This window comes from Pseudomonas sp. GW822-FHT06B12, assembly GCF_058799675.1.
In genome coordinates this window covers 18,710-34,768 of sequence record NZ_JBXALR010000021.1, presented here as the reverse complement: position 1 = coordinate 34,768, position 16,059 = coordinate 18,710, and the positions used below count along the sequence as shown (strand labels likewise).

9 protein-coding genes are annotated in these 16,059 nt (G+C 58.2%); 5 read left to right on the top strand and 4 right to left on the bottom strand.

The genetic code is table 11. From position 1 onward, the window contains the following. Positions 1-170 precede the first annotated feature (170 nt). From recC to recD, 3 genes are read left to right on the top strand one after another with little or no spacing between them, the layout of a single operon-like run. On the top strand, positions 171-3,623 hold the full coding sequence (recC, locus tag AC1RKH_RS28035) for an exodeoxyribonuclease V subunit gamma (protein WP_493064607.1): 3,453 nt from the start codon (positions 171-173) through the stop codon (positions 3,621-3,623). Beyond that, positions 3,620-7,309 (top strand): exodeoxyribonuclease V subunit beta, encoded by a 3,690-nt coding sequence (gene recB / locus AC1RKH_RS28030; RefSeq protein ID WP_493064606.1) that lies wholly within the window; start codon positions 3,620-3,622, stop codon positions 7,307-7,309. Before recC ends, recB begins: the two co-directional genes overlap by 4 nt. Then, the gene (recD, locus tag AC1RKH_RS28025) at positions 7,306-9,393 is read left to right on the top strand and encodes an exodeoxyribonuclease V subunit alpha (RefSeq protein ID WP_493064605.1); all 2,088 of its coding nucleotides are present in this window, start codon (positions 7,306-7,308) and stop codon (positions 9,391-9,393) included. The genes recB and recD overlap by 4 nt, the downstream gene beginning before the upstream one ends. 69 nt (positions 9,394-9,462) lie before the next feature. Here the strand turns inward: recD and AC1RKH_RS28020 are convergent, their stop codons facing one another. The 4 genes from AC1RKH_RS28020 to AC1RKH_RS28005 form a co-directional block, all read right to left on the bottom strand. Further along, positions 9,463-10,998 (bottom strand): amino acid ABC transporter permease/ATP-binding protein, encoded by a 1,536-nt coding sequence (locus AC1RKH_RS28020; protein ID WP_493064604.1) that lies wholly within the window; start codon positions 10,996-10,998, stop codon positions 9,463-9,465. A gap of 99 nt (positions 10,999-11,097) precedes the next feature. Further along, on the bottom strand, positions 11,098-11,898 hold the full coding sequence (locus tag AC1RKH_RS28015; protein WP_123424131.1) for an ABC transporter substrate-binding protein: 801 nt from the start codon (positions 11,896-11,898) through the stop codon (positions 11,098-11,100). A 42-nt stretch (positions 11,899-11,940) separates the two neighbouring features. Continuing rightward, positions 11,941-12,999, bottom strand: a complete 1,059-nt coding sequence (locus AC1RKH_RS28010; protein ID WP_493064603.1) for an isopenicillin N synthase family dioxygenase — start codon at positions 12,997-12,999, stop codon at positions 11,941-11,943. A gap of 12 nt (positions 13,000-13,011) precedes the next feature. Then, entirely contained in the window at positions 13,012-13,863 is an 852-nt protein-coding gene (locus AC1RKH_RS28005; RefSeq protein WP_493064602.1) for a sugar phosphate isomerase/epimerase family protein, read from the bottom strand. 350 nt (positions 13,864-14,213) lie between these two features. On the opposite strand from AC1RKH_RS28005, the gene yfiR reads away from it, so the two are divergent. Next, the gene (gene yfiR, locus AC1RKH_RS28000; RefSeq protein ID WP_493064601.1) at positions 14,214-14,789 is read left to right on the top strand and encodes a regulatory sequestration protein YfiR; all 576 of its coding nucleotides are present in this window, start codon (positions 14,214-14,216) and stop codon (positions 14,787-14,789) included. Next, entirely contained in the window at positions 14,786-16,054 is a 1,269-nt protein-coding gene (dgcN, locus tag AC1RKH_RS27995; protein ID WP_493064600.1) for a diguanylate cyclase DgcN/YfiN, read from the top strand. Before yfiR ends, dgcN begins: the two co-directional genes overlap by 4 nt. Positions 16,055-16,059 lie beyond the last annotated feature (5 nt).

Below are 16,059 nucleotides of genomic sequence, written 5' to 3'. Positions count from 1 at the left end.
GGTCATCGTCAAGATTAAATTCCGAAACCCCTATCTGCATATGCAGGTAGGGGTTTTGTTTTGCCTGCGAGAAAGTTCGTACGGCAACATCGGACAGCTCCCGGCTGTCACAGTCACCTGACAATGCTAAGGTTCGGCCCTAGCTTTTGCATTTCTCCAAGGAAGCCCTTATGGCGGACGCTACGTTCCTCAATGCTGGTTTTATGGTGGTTCACGGCAACCGCCTGGACGAGCTGCGTAGCCTGGTGGTCAGTTGGATGCGGCGTTATCCGCTTGCCCCGCTGGAAAATGAAATCGCTCTGGTACAGAGCAACGGTATTGCCCAATGGCTGAAGCTGGCATTGGCCGAAGACCCTGAAGATGACGATATGGGCGGCTGTGGCATAGCCGCGGCCATTGATGTGCAGTTGCCCGGCAGCTTTATGTGGCAACTTTATCGATCGGTGCTCGGGCGCGATGAGATTCCAGCGAAATCCTTGCTGGACAAGGCTCCTTTAACCTGGCGATTGATGCGCTTGTTACCGGAGCTGATCGATCAACCGCACTTCGAACCGCTGCAACGCTTCCTGACTCACGATACCGACCTGCGTAAACGCTATCAGCTCGCTGAGCGGCTCGCGGATCTGTTTGACCAATACCAGGTGTACCGGGCGGACTGGCTGGAAGATTGGGCAGCAGGCCGTCACCAACTGCGTAGCGGCAGAGGTGAGAGCAAACCGCTCACGCCGGCTAACTGTTGGCAGGCTGAGTTGTGGCGTGCGCTATTGCTGGACGTTGGTGAGCAAGGCATGGCGCAAAGCCGTGCAGGCGTTCACCAACGCTTCATCGAGACAATCACTGGCCTGGACACAGCACCTGAGGGGTTACCTTCACGGGTGATCGTTTTCGGCATTTCTTCGCTACCCGCTCAAGCCCTGGAAGCACTCGCGGGATTGGCTCGCTTCAGCCAGGTTCTGCTTTGTGTACACAACCCATGTCGTCATCATTGGGCCGACATCGTCGCCGATAAAGACCTTTTAAGGCACCAATACAAGCGTCAGGCGCGCAAGACCGGCATGCCGGTCGTACTTGACCCACAAACCCTGCATCAACATGCTCACCCGCTTCTGGCAGCATGGGGCAAGCAAGGGCGCGATTACATCAATCTGCTCGATAGTTATGACGACCCCAACAGCTATCGATCAGCATTTCGCGATGGGCGCATCGATCTTTTCAGCGAAAGCCAGCCGTTGAACATGCTCAATCAATTGCAGGACGACATCCTCGAATTGCGTCCGCTGAATGAAACCCGACTGCTCTGGCCTGCGGTCGATCTGAAGCAGGACGAGTCGATCCGTTTTCACATTGCCCATAGTGCTCAGCGTGAAGTGGAAATACTCCATGATCAGCTGCTTGCACGCTTCAGCGCTGACCCGCAGCTGCGGCCACGCGATGTGATCGTGATGGTGCCGGAGATCGACAGTTACGCTCCACACATCCGAGCCGTGTTTGGTCAACTTGAGCGGGAGGATCGGCGCTTTATCCCATTTACGCTGACCGACCAGGGTCAGCGTGGCCGTGACCCGCTGCTGATCGCGGTCGAGCATTTGCTCAAACTGCCTGACAGCCGTTTTCCGGTCAGCGAGATCCTCGACTTGTTGGACGTTCCGGCATTGCGCGCTCGATTCGCAGTAGAAGAGCGCGACCTGCCGACCTTGCATCGCTGGATCGAAGGGGCTGGCATTCGCTGGGGGATGAATGCAGAACAGCGCGCCGGTCTGGGTTTACCTGATGAGCTTGAGCAAAACAGTTGGCGTTTTGGCCTGCGTCGCATGCTTCTGGGGTATGCCGTTGGCAGTGGTCATTCCTGTGATGGCATCGAACCTTATGATGAAATCGGCGGGCTGGATGCGGCACTGATCGGCCCGTTGGTAGCTTTACTCGATGCTTTGCAGATCGCTCACAAAGAGCTCACACAACCGGCATCGCCCGAGCAATGGGGCGTGCGCCTGCAAGCGTTGATGCAGCTATTTTTCCTGGCAAGCAATGAGCATGACGACTATCTGCTGGCCCAGCTCGAGTTGCTCCGCGAAACCTGGCTGGAGACCTGCGAATCGGTTGGTTTGCAGGACGAACTGCCGCTGACGGTGGTCCGTGAAGCCTGGTTGGCCGGCCTCGATCAGGGGCGTTTGTCCCAGCGTTTCCTGGCAGGCGCAGTGAACTTCTGCACGTTGATGCCGATGCGGGCGATCCCTTTCAAACTCGTTTGCCTGCTGGGCATGAACGACGGTGATTACCCGCGTGCGCAACCGCCACTGGACTTCGATCTGATGGGCAGCGATTACCGGCCCGGTGATCGGTCGCGGCGAGAGGATGACCGCTATCTGTTGCTCGAGGCCTTGCTCTCGGCGCGGGATCAGCTTTACATCAGCTGGGTCGGGCGCAGTATTCGCGACAATAGCGAGCGCCCCGCATCGGTATTGATCGGTCAGTTGCGTGACCATCTGGCTAACGGCTGGAAGCTCGCCGATGACAGCGAGGAACTCCTTGAGGCGATGACTCAGGAGCATCCGTTACAACCCTTCAGTGCCCGTTATTTCCATGCAGGCGATCAACTGTTCAGCTATGCCCGAGAATGGCAGTTGTTACATGAGCAGCATGACCGCGCACCCACCTTGGAAGTACTTGATGCCTATGTACAGGAAGAACCGCTGAGTCTTGGCCAGCTACAGGATTTCCTGCGCAACCCCGTGCGTCATTTTTTCAGTCAGCGTCTCAAGGTGTTTTTCGAGGCGGCTGAAGCGCCCTTGGCAGACGAAGAACCCTTCGTGCTCGACGCGTTGCAACGATACAGCCTGAGCGACAGCTTGCTTGAAGCCGCACTGGCTAGCCCGGACCAAGCTGATCAAGCGCTGCATGCACAGGCCCAGAAGCTACAGGACAGCGGCTTGTTGCCGATGGCCGGTTTCGGCGAGTGCTTGCAACGTGAGTTGATCGAGCCGCTACCGGATCTGCTGCAGCGTTATCAACAGTTGCTGGTGCTGTGGCCGACACCACAAAACAGTGCTTTGCCGGTTGCGCTCCAATTGCAGGGGGTGAGCCTGGAAGGCTGGCTCAGCGGCCTTCATCAGCGCAGCGATGGCGGGTTGCTGGCTGTCACTACGATTCCCAACAGCATTGGTTCGATCAAGACTCGAAAATGGCATCGTCTGACCCGACCTTGGGTTAACCATCTGGTGGCCTGCGCGAGCGGTTTGTCGATGACCACGGGGTTGGTGGCCAGTGACGATACGTTACTGCTTGGGCCTATCGAACGAGACGCCGCGCTGAAAATTCTTGGCAATCTGTTGCAGGCCTGGCAATCAGGTATGCGCCAGCCACTGCCCGTAGCGGTAAAAACTGCTTTCGCCTGGTTGGGGCAGACTGATCCGGTCAAAGCTGAGGCTGCCGCTCGCAAGGCCTATGAAGGTGACGGTCAGACTACCGATGGCGAGCGCCGAGAAAGTCCCGCACTGGCTCGTCAGTTTGCCGATTACAACGTCTTGGTTGCCGATGAGACCTTTGTCGATTGGTGTGACGCGCTCTACCGTCCTCTGCTCGAAGCTCCCTGGCGCTCATTGACCAGTGAGGAGTCGCACTCATGACGGCCAAAGTCCCTCTGGCATTAGCTTTCCCGCTTCGCGGTAGTCAACTGATCGAAGCCAGCGCCGGCACCGGTAAGACATTCACCATTTCTGCGCTCTACCTGCGCCTGGTGCTTGGTCACGGTGACGAGTCTGCCGGATTTGGCCGTGAGCTCCTGCCACCGCAAATCCTCGTAGTGACCTTCACCGACGCTGCTACCAAGGAACTACGCGAACGAATCCGCACTCGCCTTGCAGAGGCTGCACGATTTTTCCGGGATGAAACGCCGGCGCCAGACAGACTGATTGACGAGTTGCGTGCGCAATTCATTCCCGAACAGTGGTCCGGCTGTGCGAACCGTTTGGATATCGCCGCACAGTGGATGGATGAGTCGGCGGTTTCGACGATTCACAGTTGGTGCCAACGGATGCTGCGTGAGCACGCCTTCGACAGTGGCAGCCTGTTTACCCAAACCCTGGAAACAGACCACAGCGATTTGCTCGGCGAAGTATTGCGCGATTACTGGCGGCTGTTTTGCTACCCGATGCAAGGTGATGCGCTGAACTGGGTTCGCACGCACTGGGGCGGTCCGGCCGCATTGCTGCCGAGGGTGCGCGGATTGTTCGCCAGTGAGCGTGACACTGACGAGGGTAAGGCGCCGGCCGAGTTGATCGCCGAGTGCTTGCATGAGCGGCGTGACGCGTTGCTGGAGCTCAAGGCCCCTTGGCGACAATGGGCGCAGGAGTTGCGTGAGATCTGTCTGCAAGGCGTCGCCAGCAAGTCTGTCGACGGACGCAAGATGCAAGCGCGTTATTTCGAGCCCTGGTTCGAGAAAATCAGTGACTGGGCCGAGGATGAAAGCCTTGAACAACTGGATATCGGCACCGGCTTCAATCGTCTGACACCCGATGGCATGGCTGAGGCCTGGAAAGGCCAGGCGCCGAGCCACCCCGGCCTGGATGCCATGCCCGGCCTGAAAGCCAGTCTCGATGCATTGCCGACCCCGGACGCGGCTGTCCTGAAACATGCCGCGCAGTGGGTGGGTGCACGCTTTGAAGAAGAGAAGCGTCGTCGTGCTGAAATGGGTTTCGACGACATGTTGTTGAGGCTCGACGCCGCATTGCGGGCCGACGGTGGTGAGCGCCTGGCGACGTTGATCCGCGAGCAGTTTCCAGTCGCGTTGATCGACGAGTTCCAGGACACCGACCCAGTGCAGTACCGGATCTTCGAAAGTATCTACCGCATCGAAGACAACAACCCCGAATGCGGGCTGTTTCTGATCGGCGACCCGAAGCAAGCGATCTATGCCTTCCGTGGTGCCGATATCTACACTTACCTGCGCGCGCGTCAGGCGACGAGTGGTCGCTTGCATACCTTGGGCACCAACTTCCGCTCCAGTCATGGAATGGTCGATGCGGTGAACCATGTGTTCCAGCGTGCCGAATCCCGTGAGCAGGGCCGTGGTGCGTTTTTGTTCCGCGAGAAGAGCGGCGAAAACCCGGTTCCATTTCTACCGGTCGAGTCTCAGGGCCGCAAAGAGTCGTTGAGGATCAACGGTCAGGCTGTGTCGGCGCTGAATATCTGGCAGCTGTCCAGCGAGCAGCCGTTGTCCGGTGTCGTGTACCGACAGCAACTGGCTGCAGCGTGCGCCAGTGAAATCACCGCGTTGCTCAATGGCGGACAGCAGGGGCGTGCGGGTTTTGTTCGGGGGACAGAGGATCTACAGGGGCTGCTCCCGGCGGATATCGCGATTCTGGTGCGCGATGGTAAAGAAGCCCAGGCCGTACGCAACCAGTTGTCCGCGCGGGGTGTGCGCAGTGTTTATCTGTCGGACAAGGATTCGGTATTCGCGGCCCAGGAGGCTCACGACCTGTTGAGTTGGCTGAAGGCCTGCGCCGAGCCTGATGTCGAGAGACCGCTGCGTGCAGCGCTGGCCAGCATCACGCTGAATCTGTCACTGACAGAGCTGGAACGTTTGAACCAGGATGAGCTGGCCTGGGAGAAGCGAGTCATGCAGTTTCGCGAGTACCGGGTGATCTGGCGCAGTCAGGGCGTCCTGCCAATGTTGCGACGCTTGCTACACGATTTCGAACTGCCTCAGGCCCTGATTACTCGAAGCGATGGCGAACGCATACTGACCAACCTGCTGCATCTCTCGGAGCTGTTGCAGCAAGCCGCTGCCGAGCTCGATGGCGAGCAAGCCCTGATCCGTCATTTGTCCGAGCATCTGGCGTTGTCGGGGCAGGCCGGCGAGGAGCAGATTCTACGTCTGGAAAGCGATGAGCAACTGGTCAAGGTAGTGACCATCCACAAGTCCAAGGGTCTTGAGTACCCGTTGGTTTTTCTGCCGTTCATCTGCTCAGCCAAACCGGTGGATGGCAGCCGTCTGCCGTTGCACTACCACGACGTGACCGGCAAGGCTCAGGTAACCCTGAGCCCAACCCCCGAGCTGATTGCTCAGGCGGACGATGAGCGTCTGGCCGAAGACTTGCGTCTGCTCTATGTGGCCTTGACCCGTGCCCAGCATGCTTGCTGGCTGGGCGTTACCGACCTCAAGCGCGGCAATAACAACAGTTCAGTACTGCACCTGTCTGCATTGGGTTACCTGTTGGGTGGCGGCGAGCGGCTGGCAGAGTCGGCGGGCCTGAAGCGTTGGCTGGAAGACTTGCAGCAAAACTGTACGGCGTTGAGCTATGGCGAAATGCCTGAAGCTACGGACGAACGTTTTCACCCACCACGTAATGAGGCTACGTTGCTCGCGCCGCTGATACCAAAACGCAAGGCGACCGAGAACTGGTGGATCGCCTCCTACAGTGCATTGCGCATTGGTGACAGCCTGAGTGCCAGCAACGACGAGGCCCCGGAAAGCCCGCAGGCGCAAAAGCTTTTCGACGATGAACGACTCGATCCGGATGCGCCATGGGAAGTGCTTGCCAGCGGCGGCGATATCCATCGCTTCCCACGCGGGCCAAATCCCGGGACTTTTCTTCATGGATTATTGGAGTGGGCGGGCGATGAAGGTTTCACCGCAGACCCGAAATCCATCGAAAACGCCATTGCGCGTCGCTGCAATCGCCGCGGTTGGGAGGGCTGGATCAACACCCTGAGCGACTGGCTGCTGCACTTTTTGCAAGCGCCGTTACGCATCGGTGCCGAACAACCACCCGTGGTGTTCGAGCAACTGACCGAGTACCGGGTCGAGATGGAGTTCTGGTTTGCCAGCCATAAAGTCGATGTGTTGAAGCTTGACGAACTGGTGCGTCAATACACTCATGACGGCGCTCCTCGTGTGCTCGCCGAGTCAGTGTTGCTCAATGGCATGTTCAAAGGTTTTATCGACCTGACATTCGAGCACGCCGGGCGTTACTACGTTGCGGATTACAAATCCAACTGGCTCGGTGTCGACGATTCGGCTTATACCGAGCAAGCAATGGAACAGTCGATTCTCGACCACCGTTACGACCTGCAATACGTGTTGTACCTGTTGGCACTGCACCGCCAGCTCAAGGTACGGCTCGCTGATTACGACTACGACCGGCACATGGGCGGCGCCTTGTATCTGTTCCTTCGCGGCACCCGGGCACCCAGCCAGGGTGTGTATTTCACCCGTCCGCCACGGGCATTGATCGAACGTCTGGACCGGCTGTTCCAGGGAAAACCAGAACCCAAGCCTGAACCGGCCTGGGAGCAGGGTGTATTGCTATGAGCCGTTCCTTCGCCGATTTGTTACCCACACCGTTGACGGCCGAAAGCCTGGCGGAACTGACGCCGCTGACCCGCGCCGACGACCTGTTGCTGCTGCTCGAACGTTGGGTCGAGCGTGGCTGGCTTCGGGCGTTGGACAAAGCCTTTGTCGCTTTCCTCCACGAGCTGGCGCCCGACGGCGATCCGCTGGTGTTGCTGGCTGCAGCCTTGACCAGCCATCAACTAGGGCACGGGCATGTGTGTCTTGATCTGTTCGAGACGCTCAAGGAGCCGGACTTCGCGCTTTCCTTGCCGCCGGAAGGCGATCTGCAGACAGGCACGCTGTTGTTGCCGTCGCAATTGCTTGAAGCATTGGAGGGCGCTCACTGGTGCAAGGTCCTGGCATCCAGCAGTCTTGTGGCCCTGGCTGCCGATGGGTCTGACGAAGCAATGCAGCGTCCGTTGGTGTTGTCCGGCAAGCGACTTTATTTACGTCGTTACTGGACGTACGAACGGCGCATCGACAGTGCGCTGCGCCAACGTCTTGTCGCCCATGAGCCAATGCCCGGCGACCTGTCCGAACGCCTTAGCGGTTTGTTTGGTCAGGCCAGTTCTCGCGCGCAGATTGATTGGCAGAAACTTGCCTGTGCCCTGGCCACCCGTGGTGCATTCAGCATCGTCACCGGCGGGCCCGGAACCGGTAAAACCACCACGGTCGTGCGCTTGCTGGCCTTGCTCCAGGCGCCTGCGGTGGAGGCGGGCAAGCCGCTGCGCATTCGACTCGCCGCGCCTACAGGCAAGGCCGCCGCGCGGCTGACAGAGTCCATCAGTCAGCAAGTTCGCACGCTGCAAGTTGCTGATAATGTCAGAGACAAAATCCCCTCTGACGTGACGACGGTACACCGCCTGCTCGGTAGCCGGCCGGGTACCCGGCATTTCCGCCATCACGCCGGTAATCGCCTGCCGCTGGACGTGCTGGTGGTCGACGAAGCTTCGATGATCGACCTGGAAATGATGGCCAATCTGCTCGATGCGTTGCCGATACATGCCCGGTTGGTATTGCTCGGTGACAAGGATCAACTGGCCTCGGTGGAAGCCGGCGCCGTACTGGGTGATCTATGTCGTGATGCCGAGGCCGGTTGGTACAGTCCGCAGACCCGCGATTGGTTGGAGGCCGTCAGTGGTGAAGACCTCAGCTCCAGCGGTCTGCAGGAAGACACCAACGCCAGTCACCCATTGGCTCAGCAGGTGGTGATGCTGCGTCACTCGCGGCGATTTGGCGAAGGCAGCGGCATTGGTCAACTGGCGCGTTGGGTCAATCAGCAGCAGGCCGATGAGGCGCGCAAGTTGCTGGCTGCCCGCAGTCATGCCGATCTGTTTTCGCTGGCCCTCAAGGGTGAGCAGGACCGGGCACTGGAGCGGCTATTGCTCGAAGGCCAGGGCGAAGGTCCGCAGGGTTATCGGCATTACCTGAGTCTCTTGCGCAACCAGCGTCCATCCATCGACTCACTGCCTGACAATCCCTGCTGGGTCGAGTGGGCGCGCAATGTCTTGCAGGCCTTCGACGCTTTTCAGCTGTTGTGTGCCGTGCGCAAGGGGCCGTGGGGTGTCGAAGGGCTGAATCAGCGGATTACCGGCGCGCTACTCAAGGCGCGACTGATCGACAGTGATCAGCAATGGTACGAAGGGCGTCCGGTGTTGATGACACGCAACGATTATGGTCTGGGCCTGATGAATGGCGACATCGGTATCGCCCTCAAATTGCCTGAACGCGATGGCCTGGAAGTTGGACGCCAGGTGCTGCGCGTCGCTTTTGCGCGTAACGATGGTCAGGGGGGTGTGAGGTTTGTTCTGCCCAGCCGGCTCAACGACGTGGAAACGGTCTACGCCATGACCGTGCACAAATCCCAAGGCTCCGAATTCGCCCACACCGCGTTGATCCTTCCGGATGCGCTGAACCCGGTGTTGACCAAAGAGCTGATCTACACCGGAATCACCCGCGCCAAGAACTGGTTTAGCCTGATCGAGCCTCGTACCGGGATTTTTGAGGAAGCCGTACGACGCAAGGTCAAGCGCTTGAGCGGGTTAATGCTGGAGCTGGGATGAGCCGGTGACGTGACGGTGGCGAGAGGATTTGGCCTCCCGTCACCAACACTTTCTCAACTCCCACGCCTTCTATTCGGCCGCCAGCAGTAGTTCCCGGGAGGGCAGGCCCATGAAGCGTCGGACTCGTTCCCCGGCCTGCTCATTGCGTATGGCGTGTGGTCTTGCATCCAGCTGAATATTTCCGCCTTCCATGAAAATGACCCGATCAGAAATCGACATCGCGAAGTCCATTTCATGGGTCACAATCAGCATGGTCATGCCTTCTTTTGCCAAATCGCGGATCACGTTCAATACGTCGCCCACCAATTCCGGATCGAGGGCCGACGTCGGCTCGTCGAACAGCATGATCTTCGGCTCCATGGCCAATGCTCGGGCAATCGCTACTCGTTGTTGCTGACCACCGGAAAGCTGATGCGGGTATTTGTGTGCATGGGCCAGCAGTCCGACCTTGTCCAGCAGCGCATAGGCGCGTTGTTCACTCAAGGGCTTGGCACTGCCGTGGTAGCGCGGCGCCAAGGTTATGTTGTCGAGAATGCAGCGATGGGGGAACAGGTTGAAGTTCTGGAAAACCATCCCGATATGCCGCACACCACTACGAGCCTGAGCGCTGTTGGGAGGGGAGTCGGAGCCGATGAAGCGCTCACCGAACAGCTTGATCTCGCCTTGATCAATACTTTCCAGGCCGTTGACGGTCCGGATCAATGAGGTTTTGCCTGAGCCTGACGGTCCGATGATCGAGATCACCTGACCGCTGCCGACTGTCAGGTCGATACCCTTGAGCACCTCATGATTGCCATAGCGCTTGTGGATTTTTTCCAATTGCAGAACCGGTGCTGCGCCGTGCTTGGAGGGGCGGCCGGTAGTGCCGGTCAGCGGCTGGATTTCGGCCTTGAGTCGGGTCACGGAAGTTTCGTCGAGAGTCTGTGGTTTGCGTTGGTTCAGATCCAGATGGTTTTCCAGTCGCTGCAAAAACCAGCCGAACAGGCTCACGATAAGCACGTAATACACCGCTACTGCGGCGAGGGTTTCCATCACCAGGAAGTTTTGCGCGTACAGGCGCTGGCCAACGGTGAGCAGTTCGGTCAGGGATATCACCGAAATCAGCGAAGTCAGTTTCACTACGGTAATGTATTCGTTGATCAGGGTCGGCAGCGAAATGCGAAAGGCCTGAGGAATTACGATCAAACGCTGCAAGCCCAGAAAGCCGATGCCCAGCGCCCGCCCTGCTTCTTTCTGACCCTTGGCTACCGAAATCAGGCCGCCGCGGTGGATCTCTGCCATGTACGCCGCTTCGGTTATGACGAGTGCGAACAACCCGGAGTAGAAAGGGTCGGACAGTATCGAGCCAGTCAGCGGAAATAACTGCGGTAGGTTGTAGACGAAAACCACCAGCACCAGCAGCGGAATGCTGCGAAAGAACCAGATGTAAGTGGTCGCCGGAATTCTGAGCCACGCCGAAGCAGACAACTTGGCCGAGGCCAGGAGAAAGCCCAGCAGCATGCCGATGAACCAGGCCAGGGCACTGAGTTCGATTACGGTGACACAGGCTTGCCAGAAGGCGGAGTCTGCGAACAGGGAGAAAAAATACGTCCAGTCGAATTGCATAAGTACCTCAAACCGCATTGAAATCTTCGCGGATTAACCGCTTCCAAATAGGAAACGGTGCATCTGTAGGCGCGTGCTGACCCGCGAAGGGGCGTAGCCTTAGTTGGACGCTTCTTCCAGGTTGTACTTCTTCAGGATAGCTGCGTAGTCACCGCTTTTTTTGGCGTCGTCAAACGCTTTGAGCAGCGCTTTATAAGTCTCGTCGTTGCCTTTCTTGACGAAGATTCCGAGGGTTTGCGGATAGACCAGATGCTGGGAGGTGACCACTACACGGCCGTTGGTGTGCTCGGCGATCATTTTCGCCGCGCCAGCGATTTCCATCTGGGCCTGGATGTTTTTCGACAGCAGGGCCTGGGTCACTTCCGGGGCCGACGGGAACTCGCTGACAGTGATGGCCCCCTTGTTGTTCGGCACGCAATATTCGGTCGAGAGTTTCTTCAACTGAGCAACCCAGGTGGTGCCTTGTTCCAGCCCGACTTTCAGGCCGCAGAGTTCCTCAGGGGTTTGCGCATTCAGACCGCTGTCTTTCGGTGCCATGATCGCTGCACCCGTCACGGCATAGCCAATGGTCATGGCTTGAGTCTGACGCTCGGGCGTGATGTACATGCCCGAGATGATCGCGTCATAGTGCCCGGCATTCAGGCCGGAAATCAGATTAGGGAACTTGGTATCGACGAACTCTGCCTTGGCTTGCATCTGCTTGGCCAGGGCCTGAGCCAGTTCTGGATCGGAGCCGACAATATTCTTCTGGCTGTCATAGGATTCGAACGGTGGGTAAGTGATTTCCATACCGATCTTCAACTGGCCCGCAGTGGCGGTGGAAGCCATGCTGGCGGTTGCACAGAACAGGCTGGCGGCGAGCAGGGACAAACGGGCAGCACGGTTATTCTTGTTGAGCATTTCGGTGACTCCGATGAGTTAAGTAGTGGCCGACAGCAATGATCAGGACGGTTGTGTCTGGTTTTTCAGGTGCCCGAAGCTCGAAGGCTTGCGCGCCTTTTCCGGCAAAGCAATTTCTCCGTTTTCCACTCGCTTGCGCAGATATTGGTAAGTCTGCAGAGCCTGGCCGTACATGTGTTCACCAATGGTGATCTGCTCATACTCATGTTCTGCCTTGGCGAAGCCTGGCAGGGGTTTTATCTGGGTATGGAAGTCGCAGGCATAGAACAGCGGGAAGGAGTAGCGCTCTTCGCTCACGCTGCGTACACGGTGAGCGGTCGCAACGAACGCACCCGCGGTCATGACTTCGAGCATGTCGCCGATGTTCACCACGAATGCCCCTGGAACAGGCGGTGCATCGATCCACTGGCCTAGATCGTTCATTACCTCCAGTCCAGGTTTGTCAGCCAGCAAGATGGTGAAGCACTCGTAGTCGGTGTGCGCACCAATCCCTGGCGCGTCCTGAGCCGCACCGTCGAACGGGTAGTGGATCAGACGCAGCTTCGATGGCGGTCGGGTGACCATGCTGTCGAAATAGTCTTCCTCCAGGCCCAAAGCCAGGGCGAAGCCACCGAACAGCCGTCGGCCGAGGGCGAAGATCGCGGCGTAGTAGGCCTGCACCGCTTCCTTGAAACCTGGCAGCGACGGCCATTCATTCGGCCCGAGCAGAGGGGTGTCAGCCAACACCAGCGGGTCGTTTTCCGGGACTTCGAAGCCAATGTCGAAGGCTTCCTTGTGATCCGGTTTGCCCTTGGCGTAAACCTCTTCGCCCTCCGGGACAAAGCCTTTATGAGTCTTCGAGGTGCCGATGTAGTGCTGCATCTTGGTTTCGAAGGGCTGAGCGAAATAGTCCTTGGCTGCCTGGCGCAAGTTGGCGATCAACTGCGGATCAATGCCGTGGCTGGTGATGTAGAGAAAGCCGACGTCACTGGCGGCCACCCCGAGCTGTTCCGCGACGGCCAGTCGATGTTCCCGTTCGATGCTGAACAGGCCGGCGATATCCACCACCGGAATGCTCTTGAAGTTCGCTTGGGGCGTAGGGTTATTGATCTTCTCAGGCATGTTGCAAACACCTCACTGGAGGACGGAGTGGTTGAAGCGATCGAAGTGTTCGCGCTCTGTTCTGGCCATCCAGACATTCAGCGACCACAAGTCGGCGACGGGTACATTGGTGAATGGCAGGTGATGCAGATAGCCGTCGGCACCGAACTCTGGCGTCAGGGTGCTGATCTGATAGCCGCGAGCTTGTTGGGAGCGCCAGATGGCTTCCCAATGCTGTTGATGGAAGGCCAGTTCCCGGGCGTATTCCGGAGCAGCAGGGTGGGGAACCTGTGGGCCCTGGTCATAACCTACCCGGGCCTGAATATGGTGCACGCGCTCGACGAAGGCACTCAGGTCATCCGCCGGATCATTCAACAATCGCTCGCAAGTGACGACCCAATGACTGATATCGCTGGTGAACCGCAAATCGGGTAGCTGGCGGATCAGCTCAAGGGTCAGCCAGGGGTTGAACAGTGAGCGTGAGCGGTGGGTTTCGAAGCTGCAGACTTGCCCGTGCTTGTGTGCAAGCGTCATGGCCTGGCCGAAGAACTCCACCTGCTGCGCCAGCGGCCAGCGGTCATTGCCGGCCAGCACATTGACGAAGCGTGGATTGAGCTCGGCAGCCCAAGCGAGTTTCTTGTCCAGATCAAGGAGGTGTTCGGTGGGCGACGCGGACTGTTCCGGCAACACATCGTAAGCGGTAAAAACCGTACTGATGTAACCCACCCCATTGGCCTTTAGAAAGGCGCTGAACTCGGCTCGCTCACTGGCCTCAAGAGGCAGTCGGGCCTCCATGCCGTCGAAGCCGGCTTCCAGCAACTCATCGAGTGCCTGGGCCTTGCTCGCGCTATAGCCCCAGAGGGTACGAAATATTTCCAGTTTCATCGGTGAACCTCCACGACGCCTTCAACTACTCAAGGCTCGATACCGGTGCATGACCGAATCGAGTTGTTATGGCAGTAGCAAAAGGTTTTCATGAGTCGGATCTCGGTGGATCCGTTCTCACTTACGTCGCTGTCAGCTTTTATTGTTATTAGGACCGCAGTGCGGTTACAGGTCACGTAGGAGCCGATGGTAGACACGGTGTGAAACAGAGAAAAATAGGAAACCCCAAATTGTTACTTCAGGATTTTATAAACAATTAGGCGCCTATCTATAGTCGCGGTTTTCGTGAGCATTTCACCGGGTATGCTATCGTTGCGGCATCCTCCGCAACGATCACCGAGTATCCCTGCATGAAGCTGGCTGTCTGGACGGCAGAACGCATTATTGGCTGGAAGCAGCTTCTGCTGGCCGGCCTTTTCTGTTTGTCGAGCATCCCTGTTTTCGCCCAGCCGGAGGCGTCAGTGAGCATGGCTGATCAGCGCGCCAAGTCGGTCACACAAGTAGTGCTGGGAATCCTCAGTTACGCTCGATGGCCCGTAGAGCCAGCGCAATTGCGTTTATGCGTGGTCGGTCCCACCGAGTACACCGACGATTTGCTCAAAGGCACCACTCAGGCCACGGGGCGTCCGGTGGTCGTTCAGCGTCTGTTGGCCAATCATCCGGCGATCGCCAGTGAGTGCGATGCGATCTACATCGGCAAACTGACCAATGAAGAGCGCAGCACGCTCTTCGCTTCGTTGGTAGGCCATCCCGTACTGAGCATCAGCGAAGGTGGCGATCAATGCACGGTAGGCAGCCTGTTCTGCCTGCGGGTCAGTGACAATCAGGTGTCATTCGAGGTCAACCTCGACTCGGTGGCCCGCAGTGGAGTGCGCATTCACCCCAGCGTCTTGCAGCTCTCTCGCCGTAAAGCGGCGGCCCCATGAGTTTTTTCAGGTCCGGTAACCGCCCAACCTTGCGTTCGGTCATTGGTCGTGGGCACTTGATCGTCGCGCTGGTTGCAGTGGCCATGGCCAGTTTTTCGCTGACCTTGCTTGGGGTGTTGGCATTGCGGGTGTATGCCGATCACAACCTGCATCTGATTGCCCGTTCGATCAGTTACACCGTGGAAGCCGCGGTGGTGTTCAACGACAACGTAGCGGCGAACGAAGCACTGGCGCTGATCGCGTCCACTGAAGAAGTGGCCGATGCTCAGGTGTTCGATGAAAAGGGCCAGTTGCTTGCTCGTTGGCAGCGACCGGAAACCGGTCTGGTATCCGAACTGGAAATGCAGATCGCCCGATCGCTTCTGGAAAAACCCATCAACATACCGATCCTTCATCAAGGCCAGGAAGTCGGCAGCATCCTGCTGACCGGGCATGGCGGCAGCCTGATGCGCTTTTTGCTTAGCGGTCTGGCCGGGATTGTCTTGTGTACGGCGGTCAGTGCCTGGGTCGCGCTGTATCTGGCACGCCGTCAGCTACGCGGGATTACCGGCCCACTGCGCAGCCTGGCCGAGGTTGCTCACGCTGCACGCCGCGAGCGGGCCTTCGATCGTCGCGTACCGCCGGCGCAAATCGCTGAGCTGGACAGCCTGGGCAATGACTTCAATGCCTTGCTTGACGAGCTGGAGTCCTGGCAAAGCCACCTGCAAAACGAAAACGAAACGCTGGCTCACCAGGCCAGCCATGACAGTCTCACCGGCCTGCCGAACCGGGCGTTTTTCGAAGGTCGGCTGATCCGTGCATTGCGTAATGCGAGCAAGCACGATGAGCGGGTTGCCGTACTGTTTCTCGATAGTGACCGGTTCAAAGGCATCAATGACAACTTCGGTCACGCTGCTGGCGACGCGGTGCTGGTTGCGGTGGCAACCCGGGTTCGGGCACAACTGCGTGAAGAGGACCTGGTCGCGCGCCTGGGGGGCGATGAGTTTGCTGTGCTGCTGACACCGCTGCACAAAGCCGAAGACGCTCAACGAATTGCCGAAAAGATCATCGCCAGCATGGAACTGCCGGTTCAGTTGCCGGGCGATACCCAGGTTTTGACCTCACTCAGTGTTGGCATCGCCATTTACCCTGATCATGGCGCCACACCAGGAGACCTGCTCGATGCCGCCGATGCGGCAATGTATCAAGCCAAACGTCTCTCTCGAGGCGGGCAATATACGGCAGGGTCGGAGCACCTTGTCGCCAATGTTCAAACCAGGAGTTAACAGCC

What these genes read in the sequence shown, in the direction of transcription:
- recC (WP_493064607.1), top strand. Translation starts at nt 171, where the DNA reads ATGGCGGACGCTACGTTCCTCAATGCTGGTTTTATGGTGGTTCACGGC.
- recB (WP_493064606.1), top strand. Translation starts at nt 3,620, where the DNA reads ATGACGGCCAAAGTCCCTCTGGCATTAGCTTTCCCGCTTCGCGGTAGT.
- recD (WP_493064605.1), top strand. Translation starts at nt 7,306, where the DNA reads ATGAGCCGTTCCTTCGCCGATTTGTTACCCACACCGTTGACGGCCGAA.
- AC1RKH_RS28020 (WP_493064604.1), bottom strand. Translation starts at nt 10,998, where the DNA reads ATGCAATTCGACTGGACGTATTTTTTCTCCCTGTTCGCAGACTCCGCC.
- AC1RKH_RS28015 (WP_123424131.1), bottom strand. Translation starts at nt 11,898, where the DNA reads ATGCTCAACAAGAATAACCGTGCTGCCCGTTTGTCCCTGCTCGCCGCC.
- AC1RKH_RS28010 (WP_493064603.1), bottom strand. Translation starts at nt 12,999, where the DNA reads ATGCCTGAGAAGATCAATAACCCTACGCCCCAAGCGAACTTCAAGAGC.
- AC1RKH_RS28005 (WP_493064602.1), bottom strand. Translation starts at nt 13,863, where the DNA reads ATGAAACTGGAAATATTTCGTACCCTCTGGGGCTATAGCGCGAGCAAG.
- yfiR (WP_493064601.1), top strand. Translation starts at nt 14,214, where the DNA reads ATGAAGCTGGCTGTCTGGACGGCAGAACGCATTATTGGCTGGAAGCAG.
- dgcN (WP_493064600.1), top strand. Translation starts at nt 14,786, where the DNA reads ATGAGTTTTTTCAGGTCCGGTAACCGCCCAACCTTGCGTTCGGTCATT.